This is a genomic window from Luteimonas rhizosphaerae (genome assembly GCF_002849595.1).
Classification (GTDB): Bacteria; Pseudomonadota; Gammaproteobacteria; order Xanthomonadales; family Xanthomonadaceae; genus Luteimonas; species Luteimonas cellulosilyticus.
In genome coordinates this window covers 30,300-50,668 of record NZ_NRQR01000023.1, presented here as the reverse complement: position 1 = coordinate 50,668, position 20,369 = coordinate 30,300, and the positions used below count along the sequence as shown (strand labels likewise).

The 20,369-nt window shown below is 69.0% G+C and carries 20 protein-coding genes, 1 tRNA gene and 1 pseudogene; 21 read left to right on the top strand and 1 reads right to left on the bottom strand.

What is annotated here, in order from left to right; all coding sequences use genetic code 11:
- The 3 genes from CJ022_RS11760 to CJ022_RS11750 all read left to right on the top strand — a co-directional run.
- Positions 1-991: FimV/HubP family polar landmark protein (locus CJ022_RS11760; protein WP_284700105.1), on the top strand; the 991-nt coding region annotated here is incomplete at its 5' end.
- 8 nt (positions 992-999) lie between these two features.
- On the top strand, positions 1,000-1,788 hold the full coding sequence (gene truA / locus CJ022_RS11755) for a tRNA pseudouridine(38-40) synthase TruA (protein WP_101926840.1): 789 nt from the start codon (positions 1,000-1,002) through the stop codon (positions 1,786-1,788).
- The gene (locus tag CJ022_RS11750; protein ID WP_101926839.1) at positions 1,785-2,420 is read left to right on the top strand and encodes a phosphoribosylanthranilate isomerase; all 636 of its coding nucleotides are present in this window, start codon (positions 1,785-1,787) and stop codon (positions 2,418-2,420) included. The genes truA and CJ022_RS11750 overlap by 4 nt, the downstream gene beginning before the upstream one ends.
- A gap of 317 nt (positions 2,421-2,737) precedes the next feature.
- Here the strand turns inward: CJ022_RS11750 and CJ022_RS11745 are convergent, their stop codons facing one another.
- Positions 2,738-3,622: a LysR family transcriptional regulator gene (locus tag CJ022_RS11745; RefSeq protein WP_101926838.1), complete on the bottom strand. Its 885-nt coding sequence runs from the start codon at positions 3,620-3,622 to the stop codon at positions 2,738-2,740.
- A 106-nt stretch (positions 3,623-3,728) separates the two neighbouring features.
- Here CJ022_RS11745 and trpB point away from each other — a divergent pair, with 106 nt between their 5' ends.
- From trpB to nuoI, 18 genes and pseudogenes are all read left to right on the top strand, one after another.
- Entirely contained in the window at positions 3,729-4,946 is a 1,218-nt protein-coding gene (gene trpB, locus CJ022_RS11740) for a tryptophan synthase subunit beta (protein ID WP_101926837.1), read from the top strand.
- Between the two features lie 20 nt (positions 4,947-4,966).
- A complete protein-coding gene (locus tag CJ022_RS11735; RefSeq protein WP_143703948.1) occupies positions 4,967-5,479 on the top strand; it encodes a hypothetical protein in 513 nt (170 codons plus the stop codon).
- Positions 5,480-5,588: 109 nt separating this feature from the next.
- Positions 5,589-6,367 (top strand): annotated as a pseudogene (gene trpA, locus CJ022_RS11730) (tryptophan synthase subunit alpha).
- 141 nt (positions 6,368-6,508) lie between these two features.
- Complete coding sequence (accD, locus tag CJ022_RS11725; protein WP_101926835.1) at positions 6,509-7,399, top strand: acetyl-CoA carboxylase, carboxyltransferase subunit beta; 891 nt, start codon at positions 6,509-6,511, stop codon at positions 7,397-7,399.
- 13 nt (positions 7,400-7,412) lie between these two features.
- Positions 7,413-8,762 (top strand): phosphoglucosamine mutase, encoded by a 1,350-nt coding sequence (gene glmM / locus CJ022_RS11720; protein WP_101926834.1) that lies wholly within the window; start codon positions 7,413-7,415, stop codon positions 8,760-8,762.
- A gap of 15 nt (positions 8,763-8,777) precedes the next feature.
- Positions 8,778-9,731, top strand: a complete 954-nt coding sequence (locus CJ022_RS11715; protein WP_101926833.1) for an isopenicillin N synthase family dioxygenase — start codon at positions 8,778-8,780, stop codon at positions 9,729-9,731.
- A 235-nt stretch (positions 9,732-9,966) separates the two neighbouring features.
- On the top strand, positions 9,967-10,719 hold the full coding sequence (gene tpiA, locus CJ022_RS11710) for a triose-phosphate isomerase (protein ID WP_101926832.1): 753 nt from the start codon (positions 9,967-9,969) through the stop codon (positions 10,717-10,719).
- A 45-nt stretch (positions 10,720-10,764) separates the two neighbouring features.
- Entirely contained in the window at positions 10,765-11,199 is a 435-nt protein-coding gene (gene secG, locus CJ022_RS11705) for a preprotein translocase subunit SecG (RefSeq protein WP_101926831.1), read from the top strand.
- A gap of 63 nt (positions 11,200-11,262) precedes the next feature.
- Positions 11,263-11,347 (top strand) — tRNA-Leu (locus CJ022_RS11700).
- 305 nt (positions 11,348-11,652) lie between these two features.
- Positions 11,653-12,009, top strand: a complete 357-nt coding sequence (locus tag CJ022_RS11695; RefSeq protein WP_101926830.1) for an NADH-quinone oxidoreductase subunit A — start codon at positions 11,653-11,655, stop codon at positions 12,007-12,009.
- Positions 12,000-12,578, top strand: coding sequence for a NuoB/complex I 20 kDa subunit family protein (locus CJ022_RS11690; RefSeq protein ID WP_101926829.1), 579 nt, complete (start codon positions 12,000-12,002; stop codon positions 12,576-12,578). The genes CJ022_RS11695 and CJ022_RS11690 overlap by 10 nt, the downstream gene beginning before the upstream one ends.
- Entirely contained in the window at positions 12,571-13,332 is a 762-nt protein-coding gene (locus CJ022_RS11685; RefSeq protein WP_101926828.1) for an NADH-quinone oxidoreductase subunit C, read from the top strand. Before CJ022_RS11690 ends, CJ022_RS11685 begins: the two co-directional genes overlap by 8 nt.
- Before the next feature lie 53 nt (positions 13,333-13,385).
- Positions 13,386-14,648, top strand: coding sequence for an NADH-quinone oxidoreductase subunit D (locus CJ022_RS11680; RefSeq protein ID WP_101926843.1), 1,263 nt, complete (start codon positions 13,386-13,388; stop codon positions 14,646-14,648).
- Positions 14,645-15,172: an NADH-quinone oxidoreductase subunit NuoE gene (gene nuoE / locus CJ022_RS11675; RefSeq protein ID WP_101926827.1), complete on the top strand. Its 528-nt coding sequence runs from the start codon at positions 14,645-14,647 to the stop codon at positions 15,170-15,172. The genes CJ022_RS11680 and nuoE overlap by 4 nt, the downstream gene beginning before the upstream one ends.
- Positions 15,173-15,187: 15 nt before the next feature.
- Positions 15,188-16,555 carry an NADH-quinone oxidoreductase subunit NuoF gene (nuoF, locus tag CJ022_RS11670; protein WP_101926826.1) on the top strand — a complete coding sequence of 456 codons (1,368 nt, stop codon included), beginning with the start codon at positions 15,188-15,190 and terminating at the stop codon, positions 16,553-16,555.
- On the top strand, positions 16,552-18,798 hold the full coding sequence (gene nuoG, locus CJ022_RS11665) for an NADH-quinone oxidoreductase subunit NuoG (RefSeq protein ID WP_101926825.1): 2,247 nt from the start codon (positions 16,552-16,554) through the stop codon (positions 18,796-18,798). Before nuoF ends, nuoG begins: the two co-directional genes overlap by 4 nt.
- A complete protein-coding gene (gene nuoH, locus CJ022_RS11660; RefSeq protein WP_101926824.1) occupies positions 18,795-19,880 on the top strand; it encodes an NADH-quinone oxidoreductase subunit NuoH in 1,086 nt (361 codons plus the stop codon). Before nuoG ends, nuoH begins: the two co-directional genes overlap by 4 nt.
- Positions 19,880-20,368, top strand: coding sequence for an NADH-quinone oxidoreductase subunit NuoI (nuoI, locus tag CJ022_RS11655; protein ID WP_101926823.1), 489 nt, complete (start codon positions 19,880-19,882; stop codon positions 20,366-20,368). Before nuoH ends, nuoI begins: the two co-directional genes overlap by 1 nt.
- Position 20,369: the final 1 nt, after the last annotated feature.

Genomic DNA, 20,369 nt, shown 5'->3' with positions numbered 1-20,369 from the left:
CGCGCCGCAGCCGGACGTGCCGGTGGCGACGCAGGACGCCACGCCGGCACCCGCGTCGCCGGCGGCCGCAACGCCGGCGCCCGTGCGGGCACCGGCCGACGCGCGGCTCGAAATCACACCGCCGTCGGGTGACGGCCAACAGGCGGGAACGCAATCCGGCATCGATGCCGGGGGTGGGGGAGACATGCTGCGTCAGGAACTGCAACAGGCCAACGAGACCGTCGCCGCGCGGACCGCGGAAATCGACGAACTCAAGGCGCGTCTGGCCGATCTCGAGCAACTGCAGGCGCAGCAGGCACAGCTCATCGAAATGAAGGATGCCGAGCTCGCCGCCGCCCAGCAGCGCATGGCCGAGAGCAATGCGCAGACGCCGGCGGCCGGTGGCGGATTCCCGTGGATCTGGCTGGGTCTGGCGCTGCTGGTCGTCGGCGCGCTGGCCTTCCTGCTCGGTCGTCGCGGCGGTGCCGTCGCCACGCCGCGCGTGGGCAAGCCGGCGGGATTCGCGGCAGGCACGTCGACCGGCTCCACGTCCCGTTCGGGCGCCGCACCCGCGGCGGATCCGGCGCCCGCATTCGTGAAGGCCGCGCCGACCGCAGTGGCCGCGGCCGCTCCCGTGGTCGCTTCGGGCGCGTCGCCCGCGTGGCACGCCGGCGATGCGCCTGCACGCGAACCGGTGATTCCGTCCGTCGCACCGCCATTGGACGAGACAGCGCCGATCGACGACGCGATGCCGCTCGACGACGCGACGCCGCTCGAATCCGACGTGCCGCCGTACGACGAGTTGCCGTCCGACGCGCCGTCGGCGCCCGCGGCCGGCGACGCGACGCCGGGCCAGTCGGCGCCGGTCGGTGTCGAGCGCATCGAGCTGGCCCGCGCCTACATCGAACTCGGCGATACCGCGACCGCCCGCAGCCTGTTGCAGGAAGTCATCGACGGCCCGGACGCCGCTGCCGGCGCCGACGCCGCGGCGTTGCTGCGCACCCTGGGCTGAGGCGCGCGGTGCGGTACGCGATTGGCGTCGAATACGACGGCCATGGCTTCCTCGGCTGGCAGCGCCTGAGCAAGGCGGGCGAGGGCGGCAACGAGTCGGTACAGGCGGCGCTGGAAACGGCGCTGTCGCGGATCGCCGACCATCCCGTCGGCACCACCTGCTCGGGCCGTACCGACGCCGGCGTGCACGCACGCTGCCAGGTCGTGCATTTCGACAGCGAGGCCACGCGCACGCCGCGCGCCTGGATGCTGGGCACCACGTCGCTGCTGCCGCCGCAGGTCTGCGTGCGCTGGTGCCAGCCGATGCCGTACGAGTTCAGCGCCCGGTTCTCGGCGCGCGCGCGCCAGTACCGCTACCGCATCCTCAATCGCCTGATCCGTCCGGCGCTGCACCGCCAGTACTTGTCGTGGGAAGCGCGGCCGCTCGACGCCGACGCGATGCATCGCGCGGCGCAGGTGCTGATTGGCGAGCTGGATTTCTCCGCTTTCCGCACCGTGCACTGCCAGGCGCCGCACGCGCGCCGCAACCTGCAGCGCATCTCGGTGCGGCGGGACGAGGACGAGGTGATCGTCGAGGTGCAGGCGAATGCGTTCCTGCACCACATGGTGCGCAACATCGTCGGGTCGCTGCTGGAAGTGGGCGCCGGGGCGCAGCCCGAGGCGTGGATCGGCGCGCTGCTGGCCGGCCGCGACCGCACCGTCGCCGGACCGACCGCGCCGTCGGCGGGTCTGGTCTTTCTCGGGCCGCTGTACGAGCCCGCGTGGGGACTGCCGGCCGAAGTGACGCTCGCCGCATGAGCGCATCGCCGGCCACGCGGATCAAGTTCTGCGGCCTGACCCGTGCCGCGGATATCGACGCGGCGGTCGCGCTCGGCGTCGACTGCATCGGCTTCGTGTTCGCTGCGCGCAGCAGCCGCCGGCTGACCCTCGACGCCGCGCGCGCGCTGCGGGCCTCGGTGCCGGCGCAGGTCGCGCTGGTCGCGTTGATGATGGACAACCCGGCCGCCGAGGTCGCGGCCGTCGTCGAGACGCTCGCGCCCGAGGTGCTGCAGTTCCACGGCGGCGAAGACGACGCGTTCTGTCGCGACTTCGGCCTGCCGTACTGGAAGGCGATCGCGATGGGTGGGGATCCGGCCGCTGCGCTGGCCTCGCTGCCGGCATTCCCGACCGCGGCCGCATTCCTGTTCGACGGTCACGCGGCCGGCGCGCCCGGCGGCGGCGGGCATGCGTTCGACTGGCAGGCGCTGCCGCAGGCGCTGGACCGGCCGTTCTGGCTGGCGGGTGGCCTGGATGCGGGCAACGTCGCGCAGGCGATCGCCACCGCGCGCCCCGACGGGGTCGACGTCTCCAGCGGCATCGAATCCACGCCCGGCATCAAGGAGGCCGCGCGGATGCGCGCATTCGTCGACGCGGTGCGCAGCGCGCGATAACGCATGCCGCTGCGCGGGCGGTGGCGCCATCGGCCATCGTGCCGACGGAAGAGGCCGGCGGTAGGCGCGCGGCAGGGCCTCGCGAGGATGTCCCCAGTCGCGCGCGAGCGTGCTCCTGCAGGGCAGCTGCGTTCGGCAATGTGTCGACTCGCGGAGCGTCGCGCGCATGGCCAGGTCGCGGCCGACCCCGCCGTCATCCTCTGTCGGAGCGCGCTTGCGCGCGATGAGACGTCGCAGGGAAACGCCTGGTCGCGCGCGCTCCTGCATGCTCCGTCATGGCCCCGCCGATGCCGACAGCTGCGCACGCGCGGGAACGCTCATGCCAGCTGCGTTCTGAGCCACGTCGTCAGCTGATCGAGCCGCGCATCGGTGTCGTCGCGTCGCGTGGCCAGCACCCAGTGCGCGTCCGTTTCGACGAAGCCCCAGGGCGCGAGCAGCCGGCCCGCGGCGATGTCGCCGGCGACCAGCTCCTGCGGCGCGATCGCGACGCCGAGACCGGCCGTCGCCGCTTCGAGCAGGAAATACAGGTGCTCGAAGCCGGTCCCGAGTCGCGGCGCGGCATCGACGCCCGACCGCGCCGCCCAGATCGGCCAGGCCTGCGGGCGCGAGGTCGTGTGCAGCAACGGCTCGCGCAGCAACTGCGCGGGCGACAGCGCCGCGAGCCGCGCGGCGTCGGCCACACGCGGGCTCAGCACCGGCCCGATCCGCTCGGCCGCCAGTGGCTGCACCCGCCAGGTGTCGGGCCAGGGCGCCGCGCCGATCAGCAGCGCCGCGTCGATACCGGCGAGCGTCGGCGGGAATGCGCCCTCGTGCGGCGACAGGTGCAGGGTCAGCGCGGGCAGGGCGGTGGCTAGGTCCGGCAGCCGCGGAATCATCCAGCGCGCCAGCAGACTGCCGGGGCAGCCAAGCACCAGAGCGCTGCTGCCCGCGGTGCGCTGGATCGTGGTGATCGCGCCGCGCAGCTGGTCGAAAGCGTCGCCGGCTGCGTCGCGCAGCCGCATACCGGCATCGGTCAGGCGCAGGCCGCGCCCCGCGCGCGTGAACAATGCGGTGCCGATGGCTTCTTCGAGCAGCCGCACCTGGCGACTGACCGCGCCGTGGGTCACGTGGAGTTCGTCGGCCGCGCGGCTCAGGCTGCCGAGGCGCGCCGCGGCCTCGAACGCGCGGATCGCATTGAGCGGTGGCAGTGCGGGCAGCGGCATTGGTGAGTTTTCCTGACGTATCGACGCGATCTTATCGATTCTGTCGAGGCGATGCGTGCGCTAGAGTGCGTTCTCCCCCGATCCAGACGGCCCGCCGTCCACCGCCATGTCCGCAGCACCGATTCCCGATTTCCACGCCTACCCGGATGCCGACGGCCATTTCGGCCGCTACGGCGGGCGTTACGTCGCCGAGACCCTGATGGGGCCGATCGCCGAACTCGCGGCGGCCTACGACACCGCCCGGGCCGATCCCGCGTTCCAGCAGGCCTTCGACAAGGATCTGGCGCATTACGTCGGCCGGCCGAGCCCGATCTATCACGCCGAGCGGCTCAGCGACGCGGTCGGCGGCGCGCGTATCCTGCTCAAGCGCGAGGACCTGAACCACACCGGCGCGCACAAGATCAACAACACTGTCGGCCAGGCACTGCTCGCCAGCCGCATGGGCAAGACCCGGATCATCGCCGAGACCGGTGCTGGCCAGCACGGCGTGGCCAGCGCGACCGTCGCCGCGCGGCTGGGCCTGGAATGCGTGGTCTACATGGGCGCGACCGATATCGAGCGCCAGAAGATCAACGTCTACCGGATGCAGTTGCTCGGCGCGACCGTGGTGCCGGTGACCAGCGGCTCGGCGACGCTCAAGGACGCGCTCAACGAGGCAATGCGCGACTGGGTGACCAATATCGCCGACACCTTCTACATCATCGGCACCGTCGCCGGTCCCGATCCGTATCCGCGCATGGTCCGCGACTTCAACGCGATCGTCGGCCGCGAAGCACGCGAGCAGATGCTGGCCGAGTACGGCCGTCTGCCGGATGCGATCACGGCCTGCGTCGGCGGCGGCAGCAACGCGATCGGCCTGTTCCATGCGTTTCTCAACGATCGCGATGTGCGCATCGTCGGCGCCGAAGCCGCAGGCGACGGCATCGACACCGGCCGGCACGCGGCCTCGATCGCCGCCGGTCGCCCGGGCGTGCTGCACGGAAACCGCACCTACGTGATCTGCGACGACGATGGCCAGATCACCGAAACGCATTCGGTCTCCGCCGGCCTCGATTACCCGGGCGTCGGACCCGAGCATTCCTTCCTCGCCGACGCCGGCCGCGCGCAGTACGTCGGCATCACCGACGACGAAGCGCTGGCCGCGTTCCACCAGCTGGCCCGGACCGAAGGCATCCTCGCCGCGCTCGAATCCAGCCACGCGATCGCGCAGGCGATCAAGCTGGCCCGCGAATTGCCGAAGGACGCGCTCGTGCTCGCCAACCTGTCCGGCCGCGGCGACAAGGACGTCCACACGATCGCGCAGCGGGAGGGCTTCGTGTTGTGAGGTTCACCGCGGCATTCCTTGTGACTGCCGCACTGGCTGCCGCCACATCCTCCGCACAGACGCCAGTCGCCGGCCCGGCTGGATTGACCGACAGCGTTTCCGGCCTGCGTATCGGCGATCCGTTTCCGATTCCGCCTGGCGATCCTCGTTGGCGTATGGAGGACTGGCCTGAGCCGACGGCGTGCACGCAAGTGCTGGGAGGCAGTCTCCCAGAGGGCATCTCCATGATGGTCAGGGACGGGCGGATCGCGCGATTCGAGATCTTCTCGTCCCACGCCGTTGTACCGACGCTGGAGCCCCGCGCACCGTTCGGATTGCGAACGGGAATGCGCATGGCCGAGGCCATGGCGCGGCTGCCCTCCGGCGTGATCATCGAAGAACACAAGTACCACTGGCCGGGTGGCTACTCCGTCAACTGGTACGACGTACTACGGAGTCGCGCGATCCGCGTCCAGATCGCGGATGGCCGATTCGTCGACGTCATCCTCTGGTGGCAGATTGATGCGGTGAGGCTGAGCGAAGGCTGCGCCTGACGTCACCGCCCTTGTCCTGGTTTCCCTCGTTATCGCAACCGTCATCGTGCGTCGCCGGCTCGAGCGCACACCTTCTTTCATGTTCCATGCGTTCGAAGAGTTCATTGCCATGTCCCGCATCGATACCCGTTTCGCCGCGCTCAGCAACGCCGGCCGCAAGGCCCTGATCCCGTTCTTCACCGCTGGCGATCCTTCGCTCGAAGCGACCGTGCCGGTGATGCACGCCCTGGTCGCGGCCGGGGCCGACGTCATCGAGCTCGGCGTGCCGTTCTCCGATCCGATGGCCGACGGCCCGACGATCCAGCGCAGTTCCGAGCGCGCGCTGGGGCGGGGCGCGGGCATGGCCTACGTGCTCGACGCCGTACGCGAGTTCCGCACGCAGGACGACATCACGCCGGTCGTGCTGATGGGCTATCTCAATCCGATCGACATCCGCGGCGCCGCGCCGTTCGCGGCGGACGCGCAGGCGGCCGGTGTCGATGGCGTGCTGCTCGTCGATCTGCCCCCGGAAGAAGCAGGGGAGTTCCGCGCCGGCTTCGCCGCCCACGGACCACCGACGTGCGGCTCGACGCGTTGTGCGCGCAGGCGCAGGGGTATCTGTACTACGTCAGCTTCGCCGGCGTGACCGGGGCATCCGACCGGCTCGACACGGTGCAGGCCTCGACGCGGTTGCGCCAGCTGCGCCAGGCCAGCGTCGCGCCGGTCGTCGCGGGCTTCGGCATCCGCGACGCGGCGAGCGCCGCGGCGATGGCGGTCGACGCCGATGGCGTGGTCGTGGGCAGTGCCCTGGTCGCGGCCCTCGACGGTGCGGTCGATGCCGAGGACGCGGGCTCGCGCGCCAAGGCCTTCCTCGTTCCGCTGCGCGAGGCGCTCGACACGCCGGCCTGACCGGGCTTCGGCGCGCGGCGAGCTGAACAGGCTGGAACCGCGCCCCGGCCGCGGTGCGTCCGGGGCGAACGGTCGGACTCGGGCGGTGCGCTAAACTCCCGCGCTTCACGCCCTGACGGGCGGACGCAAGAGTGAGACGCCATGTCCTGGTTGCAGAAGATCATGCCGCCGCGTATCCGCACCGATTCGGCCGCGGTCCGCAAGCGCAGCGTTCCCGAGGGCCTGTGGGAGAAATGCGAGCGCTGCAGCGCGGTGCTGTACGGGCCCGAGCTCGAGGAGAACCTCGAGGTGTGCCCGAAGTGCAACCATCATCGTCCGATCCGTGCGCGAGCGCGGCTCAAGGCGTTCCTCGATCCGGGCTCCGGCCAGGAGATCGGCGGCGAACTCGGCCCGACCGACGTGCTGAAGTTCAAAGACCAGAAGAAGTACGTCGACCGCATCAAGGCCGCGCAGCGTGCCACCGGCGAGCGCGACGCGCTGATCGTCATGCAGGGCCTGCTCAAGCACCGCCCGATCGTGGCCTCGGCCTTCGATTTCGCCTACATGGGCGGCTCGATGGGCTCGGTCGTCGGTGAGCGTTTCACCCGGGGCGCCGAGCGCGCGCTGGAGATCGGTTCGCCCTTCGTCAATTTCTCCGCCAGCGGCGGCGCGCGCATGCAGGAAAGCCTGTTCTCGCTGCTGCAGATGGCCAAGACCTCGGCCGCGCTCGGGCGCCTGCGCGCCGCGGGCCTGCCCTACATCTCGGTGATGACCCACCCCACGACCGGTGGTGTATCCGCGTCGTTCGCGATGCTGGGCGACATCAACATGGCCGAGCCCGAGGCGCTGATCGGCTTCGCCGGGCCGCGCGTCATCGAGCAGACCGTGCGCGAGACGCTGCCGGAAGGCTTCCAGCGCAGCGAGTTCCTGCTCGAGCACGGCGCGATCGACCAGATCTGCGACCGCCGCGAGCTGCGCGAACGCATCGCCCGGCTGACCGCGATGATGCTGCGCCAGCCGCCGGTCGAGGCCGACCCGGCCGTCGCGGCCTGACTCCGGAGACGCCATGACACGCAAGTATTTCGGCACCGACGGCATTCGCGGCCGGGTGGGCGAGGGTGCGATCTCGGCCGATTTCGTGCTGCGCCTCGGCAACGCCTACGGCCACGCGCTGCATTCGCGCGCTGGTGCCTGGCGCCGGCCGCAGGTGGTGATCGGCAAGGACACGCGCATCTCCAACTACATGTTCGAGGCGGCGCTGGAAGCCGGGCTGGTCGCGGCCGGTGTCGACGTGCAGCTGATGGGCCCGATGCCGACGCCCGCCGTCGCGCATCTGACGCGCTCGCTCGGCGCCGATGGCGGCATCGTCATCTCCGCCTCGCACAATCCGCACCACGACAACGGCATCAAGTTCTTCTCCGCGCAGGGCGAGAAGCTCGACGACGCGACCGAGCTGGCGATCGAAGCCGCGCTGGAGTCGCCGTTCCGCACCGTGGCGTCCGAAAAACTCGGCAAGGCCGTGCGCACGCGCGACGCGGTCGGTCGCTACGTCGAGGCCTGCAAGAGTTCGGTGCCGCGCGGCTTCGACCTGGGCGGCATGCGCATCGTCGTCGATTGCGCCAATGGCGCGACCTATCAGGTCGGCCCCATCGTGTTGCGCGAACTGGGCGCGCAGGTCGAGGTCATCGGCGCGGAGCCCAACGGCGTCAACATCAACGACGGTGTCGGTTCGACCCATCCCGAGGCGTTGGCCGCGCGCGTCGCCCACAGCGGTGCGAACCTCGGCATCGCCTTCGACGGAGACGGCGATCGCGTGCTGTTCGTCGACAGCAACGGCACCGTGCGCGACGGCGACGACCTGCTGTACGTGCTCGCCAGCGACTGGCAGCAGTCCGGCCGGCTGCAGGGCCCGGTGATCGGCACGCTGATGAGCAATTTCGGTCTCGAACGCGCGTTCGGCGAGGCCGGTATCGGCTTCGCGCGCGCCAAGGTCGGCGACCGCTACGTGCACAAGATGCTGCTCGAACACGACGGCGTCCTGGGTGGCGAAACCTCCGGGCATCTGCTGTGCCTGGATCGTGCGACCACCGGCGACGGCATCATCAGTGCACTGCAGGTGCTCGAAGTGCTGCGCCGTCGCGGCATCGGCCTGCAGGAAGCGCTGCGCGGCCTGTCGAAGGTGCCGCAGAAGACCGTCAACGTGCGTTACGCCGGCACCGCGAAGCCCGCCGAGGCGCCCGCCGTCCAGGCCGCGCTCGCGGCCGCCCAGGCCGCGGTGCAGGGCCGCGGACGCGCGTTCCTGCGTCCGTCGGGCACCGAGCCCGTGGTCCGCGTCACGGTCGAGGCCGACGACGACGCGCTGATGCAATCGACCCTCGATCCCCTGGCCGACGCCGTGCGCGCCGCTGCCGCCTGACCACGAGAGCCCGTCATGACCGCCCGTATCCCGACCCTCGACATCCGCAGATTCACCCACCCGGTCGACGCCGGCGACCGCGCGGCCTTCGTCGCCGAACTCGGCGCGGCCTACCGCGAATGGGGCTTCGCCGGCATCAGCGGCCACGGCATCCCGCAAGCCGACATCGACGCCGCCTACCGCGTGTTCAAGGCGTTCTTCGCGCTCCCGGAAGCGACCAAGCAGCGCTATCACCTCGCCGGCAGCGGCGGCGCGCGCGGCTACACCGCGTTCGGCGTCGAGACGGCGAAGGGCGCCACGCATTTCGACCTCAAGGAGTTCTGGCACATCGGCCGCGAGATACCGGACGATTCGCCGTACCGCGAGGTGATGCCGCCGAACCTGTGGCCCGACGAGGTCCCCGGGTTCCGCGAACACGGTTACGGCCTCTACCAGCGGCTCGATGCGCTGGGCGCGCAGGTGCTGTCGGCGCTCGCGCTGCACATCGACCTGCCGGCGGACTATTTCGTCGACAAGACCGACAGCGGCAATTCGATCCTGCGGCCGATCCACTATCCGCCGATCACCGCCGACGACATTCCCAACGTGCGCGCCGGCGCGCACGAGGACATCAATCTGATCACGCTGCTGGTCGGTGCGAGCGCGGCGGGCCTGGAAGTGAAGTCGTCGCAGGGCGAGTGGGTGCCGTTCACATCGGACGCCGACACCATCGTCGTCAATATCGGCGACATGCTGCAGCGCCTGACCAACCACGTGTATCCGTCGACGACCCACCGGGTCACCAACCCGCCCGGCGAGGCCGCGCGCCAGCCGCGCTATTCGGTGCCGTTCTTCCTGCATCCGAACCCGGACTTCGTCATCGACGTGCTGCCGGCGACGGTCACCGCCGACAACCCGAGCCGGTATCCCGAGGCGATCACCGCGCAGGGATATCTCGAAGAACGGCTGCGCGAGATCAAGCTCAAGTAGGGCGACGCTACCGGCCGCCGGGCTGCGCCAGCACAGACGTGCCTCGACAGCGCGGCGTTCTTTTGCGCCGGCGTGCCGCGAGGGCGTCGCGGGAGGCCCTCGTCGCCGCTGCCCCTGTTTGCCGGACCTGCCGCGCGCCGTCGCCGCATCGCGGCACTGCCTCGAACGCCTCGCCGGGAGGCCGAAAACCAGGCATCGGCTATCCTTGCGGCACGTTTTCGCAAGGAGTGGCCCGATGCGCCGCAGGATCGTCGCCGGTAACTGGAAGCTGCACGGCAGCCGTGCATTCGCCGAATCCCTGGTCGACGGGATCGCCGCAGGCCTGCCGGACAATGGCGTCGAGGCGATCGTGCTGCCGCCCTTCCCGTATCTGCCCGGCCTGGTCGCCAGCCGCGGTGGACGCGGCGTCGCCTTCGGTGCGCAGGACGTCAGCGAGCACGAGAAGGGGGCCTACACCGGCGAGGTCGCCGCGGCGATGCTGGCCGACATCGGCGCCACCCACACCCTGGTGGGGCATTCCGAGCGGCGCCAGTACCACGCCGAGAGCAGCGATCTGGTCGCACGCAAGTACGTGGCCGCACGCGCCGCCGGGCTGGTCCCGATCCTGTGTCTGGGCGAGACCCGCGAGGAACGGGAAGCCGGGCGTACCGAGGAGGTCCTCGCCGGACAGCTGGCGCCGGTGCTCGCGCTGGCCGGCGTCGAGGCGCTGGCGGGCGGCATCATCGCCTACGAGCCGGTCTGGGCCATCGGCACGGGCCTGACCGCGAGCCCGGAACTCGCCCAGCAGGTGCACGCCTTCCTGCGTGGCGAGGTCGCGCGCCGCGATGCTACAATCGCCGACGCGTTGCCGCTGTTGTATGGCGGCAGCTGCAAGCCGGACAATGCCGCCGCGCTGTTCGCGCAGCCCGATGTCGATGGCGGTCTGATCGGAGGCGCTTCGCTGGCGGCTCCCGATTTCCTGGCTCTCCTCGTCGCCGCGGCGCGCTGAGGCCGGCAGACCCGTTTCCACCCTACGTTCCAGAGCGCCCACGCAATGCTGCTGACGATTTTCAACATCCTGTTCGTCATCATCGCGATCTCCATGATCGCGTTGATCCTGATGCAGCGCGGTGCGGGCGCCCAGGCCGGCTCCGGCTTCGGCGGTGGCGCGTCGGCCACCGTGTTCGGTGCGCGCGGCTCGTCGAACTTCCTGTCGAAGGCCACGAAGTGGCTGGCGATCAGCTTCTTCGGCGTCACCCTGTTCATGGCGTGGTACGCGATGCACCGCGCCAACCCGAACGCGCTGGACATGGATCTGGGCGTGATGTCGCAGCCGAGCCAGGTTCCTGCCGCGCCGGCGCCCTCGGGCGCAGTGCCCGCCGCGCCGACGGGTACGCAGGCGCCTGCGCCCGACGCCGGTGCCGTGCCTGCAGCGCCGGTGCAGGAAAATGCACCTGCGCCGCCTGCGGATGCACCGCAAGCCGATTGATCCCGCTATAATGCGCGGCTCCCCGGCGCCGGTACGGTCCGACGGAACGCGGTTCGCAACAATGCCCAGGTGGCGGAATTGGTAGACGCACTACCTTGAGGTGGTAACGGCTTCGGTCGTGGGGGTTCGAGTCCCCCCTTGGGCACCATCTGCAACACCGCATCGCAGGATGCGCGCTTCACCCGGAACCCCGCGCGAGCGGGGTTTTCGCGTCTGGGTGCTGCTCGCGCCAGGACGCATCCGGCGTGCCGATGAGGCTCGTACACGCGGGGCCGCGCCGCGCGGCGAAACAGGCGCGGGCAACGGTGCGCGTGCACGTGTCGTGACCCGGACGCGGACGCGTTCCAGTCCAGTCTGTCCGGGCGCACCACGAAGCGAGCGCGCTTCGCACGCGACGTCGTCGACGTCGAGCCAATGCCGCATCACGCGGCGAGTAGCCGAGAGAACATCCGAGTGCTGGCCGAATATCTGCCGACCCTGCTGTTCCTGATCGTTGCCACGGGAATCGGCATTGCCTTGCTGGTTGTGGGCAACCTGATCGGGCCCAAGCGTCCCACGCTCGAGAAGCTCTCGCCCTACGAGTGCGGCTTCGAGGCGTTCGAAGACGCGCGCATGCAGTTCGACGTGCGCTACTACCTCATCGCGATCCAGTTCATCGTCTTCGATCTGGAAATCATCTTCATCGTGCCCTGGGCCACCGTGTTCCGCGAACTCGGCGTGCTCGGCCTGATCGAGATGGGCATCTTCGCCGGCATGCTGCTGCTCGGCTTCGTCTACGTGTGGAAGAAGGGAGCGCTGGAATGGGAATGAACCAGACCGTCGCGCGCCTGATGAACAACCCGCTGCCGGAAGGCCGGGTCGACGACATCCTGCGCCCGGAAGGCGAGAATCCGCTGCTCGAGCGCGGCTTCGTCACCACCAGTTCCGACGTGCTGCTCAACTGGGCGCGTACGGGTTCGATGTGGCCCATGACCTTCGGTCTGGCCTGCTGCGCGGTGGAAATGATGCACGCCGGCGCCGCGCGCATCGATCTCGACCGCTACGGCGTCGTGTTCCGTCCCAGCCCGCGCCAGTCCGACGTGATGATCGTCGCCGGCACGCTGGTCAACAAGATGGCCCCGGCGCTGCGCAAGGTCTACGACCAGATGCCGGACCCGAAGTGGGTCATCTCGATGGGCAGCTGCGCCAATGGCGGCGGCTACTACCACTACTCGTATTCGGTGGTCCGTGGCTGCGATCGCATCGTGCCGGTTGACGTCTACGTGCCGGGCTGCCCGCCGACGGCCGAGGCGCTGGTCTACGGCATCCTGCAGCTGCAGAAGAAGATCCGCCGCGCGACCAACTTCGGCGAGACCAAGACGGGGCTGCGCGATGCGTGAGTCCAATACCGACTTCGCCGCGCGCCTGCGCGCGCGGTTTCCCGATGCCGACGTCTCCGTGGCGCTGCCGCGGGGCGAGGTCTTCCTCGTCACCGGCGGCGACTGGCTCGACACCTGCCGCGTCCTGCGCAACGAGTTCGGCTTCGAGTCACTGATCGATGTCTGCGGCCTGGACTACCTGGGCCACGGCAGCGACGAGTGGGACACCGACGTGTCGTCCGAGGGTTTCAGCCGCGGCGTCGAAGGCCGCGGCGCGGGCCGCTTCAAGTTCGGCGAAACCCACAGCCGGCAGGTCGCGCAGCCCGGCGGCAGCGATGTCATTCCCGCACCTCTGCGCCGCTTCGCCGCGGTCGCGCAGCTGTTGTCGGTCCAGCACAACCAGCGCCTGAGCGTGAAGTGCTTCGCGCCCGACGACGGCCTGCCGCTCGTCTCGTCGCTGACCGGTCTGTGGCCGGTGGCCAACTGGTTCGAGCGTGAGGCGTTCGACCTGTTCGGCATCATTTTCGAAGGACATCCGGACCTGCGCCGGATCCTGACCGACTACGGATTCGTCGGGCATCCGTTCCGCAAGGATTTTCCGCTGATCGGCAATGTCGAAGTGCGTTACGACGCCGAGCGCAAGCGCGTGGTGTACGAGCCGGTGACGTCGGTCGAGCCGCGCGTCGGCGTGCCGCGCGTGATCCGCGACGATGCCCGCTACGCCACCGCGTACGGCGAGCGGATGTCGCGCAATGCCGAGGAGCCCGCCAAGTGAGCGCCGTGCCGACCACCACCTCGCTGCACCAGGCCGTCGCCACCCCCGACGCCATGGCGCTGAAGCAGGAAATCCGCAACTACACGTTCAACTTCGGTCCCCAGCATCCGGCCGCGCACGGCGTGCTGCGCCTGATCCTGGAGATGGACGGCGAAACCGTCATGCGCGCCGATCCGCACATCGGCCTGCTGCATCGCGGCACCGAGAAGCTGGCGGAATCCAAGCCGTTCAACCAGTCGATCGGCTACATGGATCGTCTGGATTACGTGTCGATGATGTGCAACGAGCACGCCTACGTGCGCGCGATCGAGACCCTGATGGGCATCGAGGCGCCGGCGCGTGCGCAGTGGATCCGCACGCTGTTCGACGAGATCACGCGCATCCTCAACCACCTGATGTGGGTGGGGTCGAACGCGCTCGACCTCGGTGCGATGGCGGTGATGCTGTATGCGTTCCGCGAGCGCGAAGAACTGATGGACGTCTACGAGGCGGTCTCGGGCGCGCGCATGCACGCGACCTACTACCGTCCCGGTGGCGTCTACCGCGACCTGCCCGACCGCATGCCGCAGTACCGCGAGTCGCCGTGGCGCAAGGGCGCCAAGCTCAAGCGCTTCAATGCGTGGCGCGAAGGCTCGATGCTCGATTACCTCGAGGCGTTCGCGAAGGATTTCCCCAGCCGCGTCGACGAGTACGAGACGCTGCTGACCGACAACCGCATCTGGAAGCAGCGCACCGTCGGCATCGGCGTGATTCCGCCGGAGCAGGCGCTGGCCTGGGGCATGACCGGCCCGATGCTGCGTGGCTCGGGCATCGAATGGGACCTGCGCAAGACCCAGCCCTACGCCAAGTACGCCGAAGTCGACTTCGACATCGCCGTCGGCGTGGAAGGCGACTGCTACGACCGCTACCTGGTGCGCATCGTCGAGATGCGGCAGTCGGTGCGGATCATCGAGCAGTGCGTCGCCTGGCTGCGGGCGAATCCCGGTCCGGTCATGCTGGACAACTACAAGGTGTCGCCGCCATCGCGCGAATCGATGAAGGACGACATGGAAGCGCTGATCCACCACTTCAAGCTGTTCACCGAAGGCTACTGCGTGCCGGTCGGCGAGACCTACAGCGCGGTCGAGGCGCCCAAGGGCGAGTTCGGCTGCTACCTGGTCTCCGACGGCGCCAACAAGCCCTTCCGCGTGCATCTGCGCGCGCCGGGCTTCGCGCACCTGTCGTCGATGGACACGATCGTCAAGGGACACATGCTGTCGGACGTCGTGGCGATGATCGGGACCTATGACATCGTGTTCGGTGAGGTTGACCGATGAGAGCGACAGGCAATTTCGAGAACGCACGCAACGTGGACCCGATGGTCGTCCTGACCGGCGACACCCGCGCGCACATCGACCACTGGCTGACCAAGTTTCCCGAGGACCGCAAGCGTTCCGCGGTGCTGCAGGGCCTGTTCGCCGCCCAGGAACAGAACGGGGGCTGGCTGACCGACGAGCTGATCGCCGGCGTCGCCAAGTATCTCGACCTGCCGCCGGTGTGGGCCTACGAGGTCGCGACGTTCTACTCGATGTTCGAGACCCAGCCGGTCGGGCGCAACAACGTCGCGTTCTGCACCAACATCAGCTGCTGGCTCAACGGCGCCGAGGATCTGGTCACGCACGCCGAGAAGAAGCTGGGCTGCAGGCTCGGCGAATCGACGGCGGACGGCCGTGTGTTCCTCAAGCGCGAAGAAGAGTGCGTCGCGGCCTGCTGCGGTGCGCCGGTCGTGGTCATCAACGGTCATTACCACGAGAAGCTCACGCCCGAAGGCGTCGACGAGCTGCTCGACGGTCTGAAGTAAGGCGAACGCGCGGACATGGCACATCACCATCCCCATGCTTCCGAAGGTTACGGTCCCGTCGGACCGGCGCCCAAGGAGCACCAGGCGGTCTACACCACGCTGCATTTCGACAAGCCGTGGAGCTACGAGAACTACCTCAAGACGGGTGGTTACAGCGCGCTGCGCCGCATTCTCGAAGAGAAGATCGCGCCGGCCGACGTCGTCGAGATGGTCAAGCAGTCCGGCCTGCGCGGCCGTGGCGGCGCGGGTTTCCCGACCGGCCTGAAGTGGAGCTTCATGCCCAAGGGCGAGATGCAGAAGTACATCCTCTGCAACTCCGACGAATCCGAGCCGGGCACCGCGAAAGACCGCGACATCCTGCGCTACAACCCGCATGCGGTCATCGAAGGCATGGCGATCGCCTGCTACGCGACCGGCAGCGCGGTGGGCTACAACTACCTGCGCGGCGAGTTCCACCACGAGCCCTTCGAACATCTCGAGGAAGCCACCGCCGAAGCCTACAAGCATGGCTGGCTGGGCAAGAACGTGCTGGGCTCGGGCGTCGACATCGACCTCTACAACGCGCTCGGCGCGGGCGCCTATATCTGCGGTGAGGAAACCGCGCTGATGGAGTCGCTGGAAGGCAAGAAGGGCCAGCCCCGCTACAAGCCGCCGTTCCCGGCGAACTTCGGCCTCTACGGCAAGCCGACGACGATCAACAACACCGAGACCTTCGCCTCGGTGCCGGCGATCGTGCGCAACGGCGCCGAGTGGTTCATGGGCCTGGGCAAGCCGAACAACGGCGGCTGCAAGATCTTCTCGGTATCGGGCCACGTCGCCCGGCCCGGCAACCACGAGATCCGCCTCGGCACCTCGTTCGCCGATCTGCTGGAGCTGTGCGGCGGCATGCGCGACGGCCGTGCGATCAAGGCCGTGATCCCCGGCGGCTCGTCGATGAAGGTGCTGCCCGGCGAGACCATGATGGGCCTGACGATGGATTACGACGCGCTGCAGAAGGCCGGCTCCGGCCTCGGCTCGGGCGCGGTGATCGTCATGGACGAGACCACCTGCATGGTGCGCGCCTGCCAGCGCATCGCGCGGTTCTACTACAAGGAAAGCTGCGGCCAGTGCACGCCGTGCCGCGAAGGCACCGGCTGGATGTACCGCATGCTGACCCGCATCGTCGAGAAACAGGCCACGCTGGACGACCTGCAGATGCTGCGGGCCGCCGCCGGCCAGATCGAAGGCCACACCATCTGCGCGTTCGGCGAAGCCGCTGCGTGGCCGGTGCAGGGCTTCCTGCATCATTTCTGGGACGAATTCGAGTACGCGATCGTCAACGGCCGCTTCCTGGTGGACGACCGGCGCGACGGCACCGTCGTCGAGAAGAGGGCCGCCGCATGAGCGCACAGCCCGTGAATCCGAACCTGCAGCCCGACCACGTCACCGTCTTCATCGACGGTGTCGAACTGGCCGCGCCCAAGGGCTCGATGATCATTCAGGCCGCCGACAAGGCCGGCATTCCGATCCCGCGCTTCTGCTACCACGACAAGCTGGCAATCGCGGCGAACTGCCGCATGTGCCTGGTCGAGGTCGAGAAGATGCCCAAGCCCGCGCCGGCCTGCGCCACGCCGGTGATGGACGGCATGCAGGTCATCACGCGCAGCGAAAAGGCGTTGAAGTCGCAGCGCAACGTGATGGAGTTCCTGCTGATCAACCATCCGCTCGACTGCCCGATCTGCGATCAGGGCGGCGAGTGCGAGCTGCAGGATCTGTCGCTCGGCTACGGCCGTTCGGTCAGCCGGTTCGCCGAGCGCAAGCGCGTCGTCGCCGACGAGGATCTCGGCCCGCTGGTCGCCACCGAGATGACGCGCTGCATCCAGTGCACGCGTTGCGTCCGTTTCACCGCGGACATCGCCGGTACCTACGAGCTGGGCGGCATGCAGCGCGGCGAGAACCTGCAGATCGGCACCTACGACGGCAAGCCGTTGACGACCGAGCTGTCGGGCAACGTCATCGACGTGTGCCCGGTCGGCGCGTTGACCAACAAAGTGTTCCGCTTCCGCGCCCGCCCCTGGGAGCTGATCGCGCGCGAGTCGCTCGGCGGCCATGACGCGCTCGGCAGCAACCTGTTCCTGCATCTGCGCCGCGGCGACGTGATGCGCGCGGTGCCGCGCGACAACGAGGCCGTCAACGAGTGCTGGCTGTCGGATCGTGATCGCTGGTCGCACCAGGGCCTGTCGGCCGAGGACCGCGCGCTGCGGCCGATGGTCAAGGACAACGCAAGCGGTTCGGATGACGGCTGGCGCGAGGCTTCGTGGGACGAGGCGCTGGCGCGTGCGGCGAAGATCCTGCGCGACAACCCCGCCGACGAACTCGGCCTGCTGGTGCATCCCGCGACCTCGAACGAAGAGGGCGCGCTGCTCGCGCGCCTCGCCGACGCGCTCGGCAGCGGCAACCTCGACCACCGCATCGCCCAGCGCGACCTGTCGGATGGCGCGGTCGCCGAAGCGTTCGCGATGCCGGTCGCGGAACTCGACAAGGCCGATGCGGTCGTCATCGTCGGTTCCAACCTGCGCCACGAAGTGCCGCTGCTGCACCAGCGCGTGCGCCAGGCGTGGAAGCGTGGCGCCAAGGTCTACGTCGTCAATCCGGTCGACTTCGACTTCACCTTCGACATCGCCGACAAGGCGATCGTGCCGCCGTCGCAGATCGCCGCGATGCTGCGCTCGACGGAACTCGCCGATGCGCTGCGCGGCGCCAGCCACGCCGCGATCCTCGTCGGTCATCAGGCCGAAGCCAGCCTGCATGCGGCCGACATCCGCGCCGCGGCCGCGACGCTCGCTGCGTCGACCGGCGCCGCGCTGTGCCGGATCCCGCAGGGCGCGAACGCGCTCGGGCTGGCGCGCCATGGCGTGCTGCCGACGACGCGCGACGCGAATGCGATGCTCGCCGAGCGCCGCAGCGCCTACGTCATCTACGGCATCGAGCCGGGTCTCGACTTCGCCGACCAGGCGCAGGCGCTGCAGGCGCTGGGCGCGGCCCAGGTCGTCGCCTTCAGCCACTTCGCCTGCGCGTCGACGCGTGCGGTGGCCGACGTGATCCTGCCGATCGGCGCCCTGGCCGAGATCGACGCCACGCTGACCAATCTCGACGGTCGCGACCAGCGCGCCGTCGCGGCCGGCAAGCTGCCGGGCGAGGCGCGTGCCGGCTGGCGCGTGTTGCGCGCGCTGGGCGGCGAGCTCGCCGTGCCGGGCTTCGAGTTCACCGATCTGGCCGGGCTGCGCGACGGCCTGGCGCACAAGCAGGTCGCGGTGCAGGCGTCGGCTGTGCCCACGCTGTCGGGTGACGGTCTCGAACTGGCCGTGACCCAGGCGATCTACCGCGTCGACGGCCTGACCCGTCGTGCGGCGGCACTGCAGGCGCATCCGCTGACCCTGGGGCCGCGCCTCGTGCTGCATCCCGACGATGCGGCCGCGGTCGGCGTGGCCGACGACGGCATGGCGAAGGTCTCCAACGCGGCCGGTACCGCGACGCTGCAGGTCACGATCGACGATCGCGTCGGCGCGGGTGCGGCATGGGTGGAATCGGGCTACGGCGCCACGGCGGCGCTGTCGGCCGGCAAGGTCAAGGTGGTGGCGGCATGAGCGTGACGAATACCGCGACGTTGCTCGGTGAGGCCACCGCGCCGTTGCACGACTGGCTGATGTCGCTGGGCGCGATCGGCGTGATCCTCTGGATCGTGCTGAAGATCGTCGTCATCGCGATGCCGGTGATCATCGCCGTCGCGTTCTACGTGGTCTGGGAGCGCAAGCTGATCGGCTGGATGCATGTGCGCCACGGACCGATGTACGTCGGCATGGGCATCTTCCAGGCCTTCGCCGACGTCTTCAAACTGCTGTTCAAGGAAGTCATCCAGCCGACCAACGCGCAGCGCGTGCTGTACGTGCTCGCTCCGCTGATCACGCTCGCGCCCGCGTTCGCGGCCTGGGCCGTGGTGCCGTTCGACGCGCAGCTGGTGCTGTCGAACGCCAATGCCGGCCTGCTGTATCTGCTGGCGATGACCTCGCTCGGGATCTACGGGATCATCCTCGCGGGCTGGGCGTCGAACTCGAAGTACGCCTTCCTCGGCGCGATGCGCGCCTCGGCGCAGATGATCAGCTACGAGATCGCGATGGGGTTCGCCCTGGTCGGCGTGATGGTCGGCGCGGGTAGCCTGAACCTGACCGAGATCGTCATGGCGCAGGCCGGCGGCAAGGGCCTGTTCGACTGGTTCTGGCTGCCGATGCTGCCGTTGTTCGTCATCTACTTCATCTCCGGTGTGGCCGAGACCAACCGCGCGCCGTTCGACGTCGTCGAAGGCGAGTCGGAAATCGTCGCCGGCCACATGGTCGAGTATTCGGGGTCGGCGTTCGCGCTGTTCTTCCTCGCCGAATACGCGAACATGATCCTGATCAGCTTCCTGACCGCCACGTTCTTCCTCGGCGGCTGGCTGTCGCCGTTCCAGGGGCTGGGCATTCCGCTGCTGTCGGTCGACGGCTGGTGGTGGCTGTTCGCGAAGGTGTTCTTCTTCGCCAGCTGTTTCATCTGGTTCCGCGCGTCGTTCCCGCGCTACCGCTACGACCAGATCATGCGTCTGGGCTGGAAGGTCTTCATCCCGATCAGCATCGGCTGGATCGTGGTCACCGCACTGATGGCATATTTCGGCGTCTTCGAGGCAGGGCAGTAATGGGCGGTTTCATTTCCTGGTTCCGGAGCCTGCTGCTGCTCGAGCTGCTCGGCGGCATGTGGCTGACGCTCAAGTACCTGTTCCGCGACAAGTACACGCTGATGTACCCGATGGAGAAGACGCCGCAGTCGCCGCGTTTCCGCGGTCTGCACGCGCTGCGTCGGTATCCGAACGGCGAAGAGCGCTGCATCGCCTGCAAGCTGTGCGAGGCCGTGTGCCCGGCGCTGGCGATCACCATCGACTCGGAACAGCGCGAGGACGGCACCCGCCGCACCACGCGTTACGACATCGATCTGTTCAAGTGCATCTACTGCGGGTTCTGCGAGGAATCGTGCCCGGTGGACTCGATCGTCGAGACCCACCTGCACGAATACCACTTCGAGAACCGCGGCGAGAACATCGTGACCAAGCCGCAGCTGCTGGCCATCGGCGATCGCCTCGAAGGCGAGATCGCCGACCGCCGCGCCGCCGACTCCGCGTACAGGTAAG

Bases quoted from the DNA above. Each gene is read 5' to 3' on its own strand.
- CJ022_RS11685 (WP_101926828.1), top strand. From the start codon at position 12,571: ATGCGTGAGTCCAATACCGACTTCGCCGCGCGCCTGCGCGCGCGGTTT.
- nuoI (WP_101926823.1), top strand. From the start codon at position 19,880: ATGGGCGGTTTCATTTCCTGGTTCCGGAGCCTGCTGCTGCTCGAGCTG.
- nuoG (WP_101926825.1), top strand. From the start codon at position 16,552: ATGAGCGCACAGCCCGTGAATCCGAACCTGCAGCCCGACCACGTCACC.
- glmM (WP_101926834.1), top strand. From the start codon at position 7,413: ATGACACGCAAGTATTTCGGCACCGACGGCATTCGCGGCCGGGTGGGC.
- secG (WP_101926831.1), top strand. From the start codon at position 10,765: ATGCTGCTGACGATTTTCAACATCCTGTTCGTCATCATCGCGATCTCC.
- nuoE (WP_101926827.1), top strand. From the start codon at position 14,645: ATGAGAGCGACAGGCAATTTCGAGAACGCACGCAACGTGGACCCGATG.
- CJ022_RS11715 (WP_101926833.1), top strand. From the start codon at position 8,778: ATGACCGCCCGTATCCCGACCCTCGACATCCGCAGATTCACCCACCCG.
- CJ022_RS11690 (WP_101926829.1), top strand. From the start codon at position 12,000: ATGGGAATGAACCAGACCGTCGCGCGCCTGATGAACAACCCGCTGCCG.
- trpB (WP_101926837.1), top strand. From the start codon at position 3,729: ATGTCCGCAGCACCGATTCCCGATTTCCACGCCTACCCGGATGCCGAC.
- CJ022_RS11745 (WP_101926838.1), bottom strand. From the start codon at position 3,622: ATGCCGCTGCCCGCACTGCCACCGCTCAATGCGATCCGCGCGTTCGAG.
- nuoF (WP_101926826.1), top strand. From the start codon at position 15,188: ATGGCACATCACCATCCCCATGCTTCCGAAGGTTACGGTCCCGTCGGA.
- CJ022_RS11750 (WP_101926839.1), top strand. From the start codon at position 1,785: ATGAGCGCATCGCCGGCCACGCGGATCAAGTTCTGCGGCCTGACCCGT.
- CJ022_RS11680 (WP_101926843.1), top strand. From the start codon at position 13,386: ATGGCGCTGAAGCAGGAAATCCGCAACTACACGTTCAACTTCGGTCCC.
- nuoH (WP_101926824.1), top strand. From the start codon at position 18,795: ATGAGCGTGACGAATACCGCGACGTTGCTCGGTGAGGCCACCGCGCCG.
- tpiA (WP_101926832.1), top strand. From the start codon at position 9,967: ATGCGCCGCAGGATCGTCGCCGGTAACTGGAAGCTGCACGGCAGCCGT.
- accD (WP_101926835.1), top strand. From the start codon at position 6,509: ATGTCCTGGTTGCAGAAGATCATGCCGCCGCGTATCCGCACCGATTCG.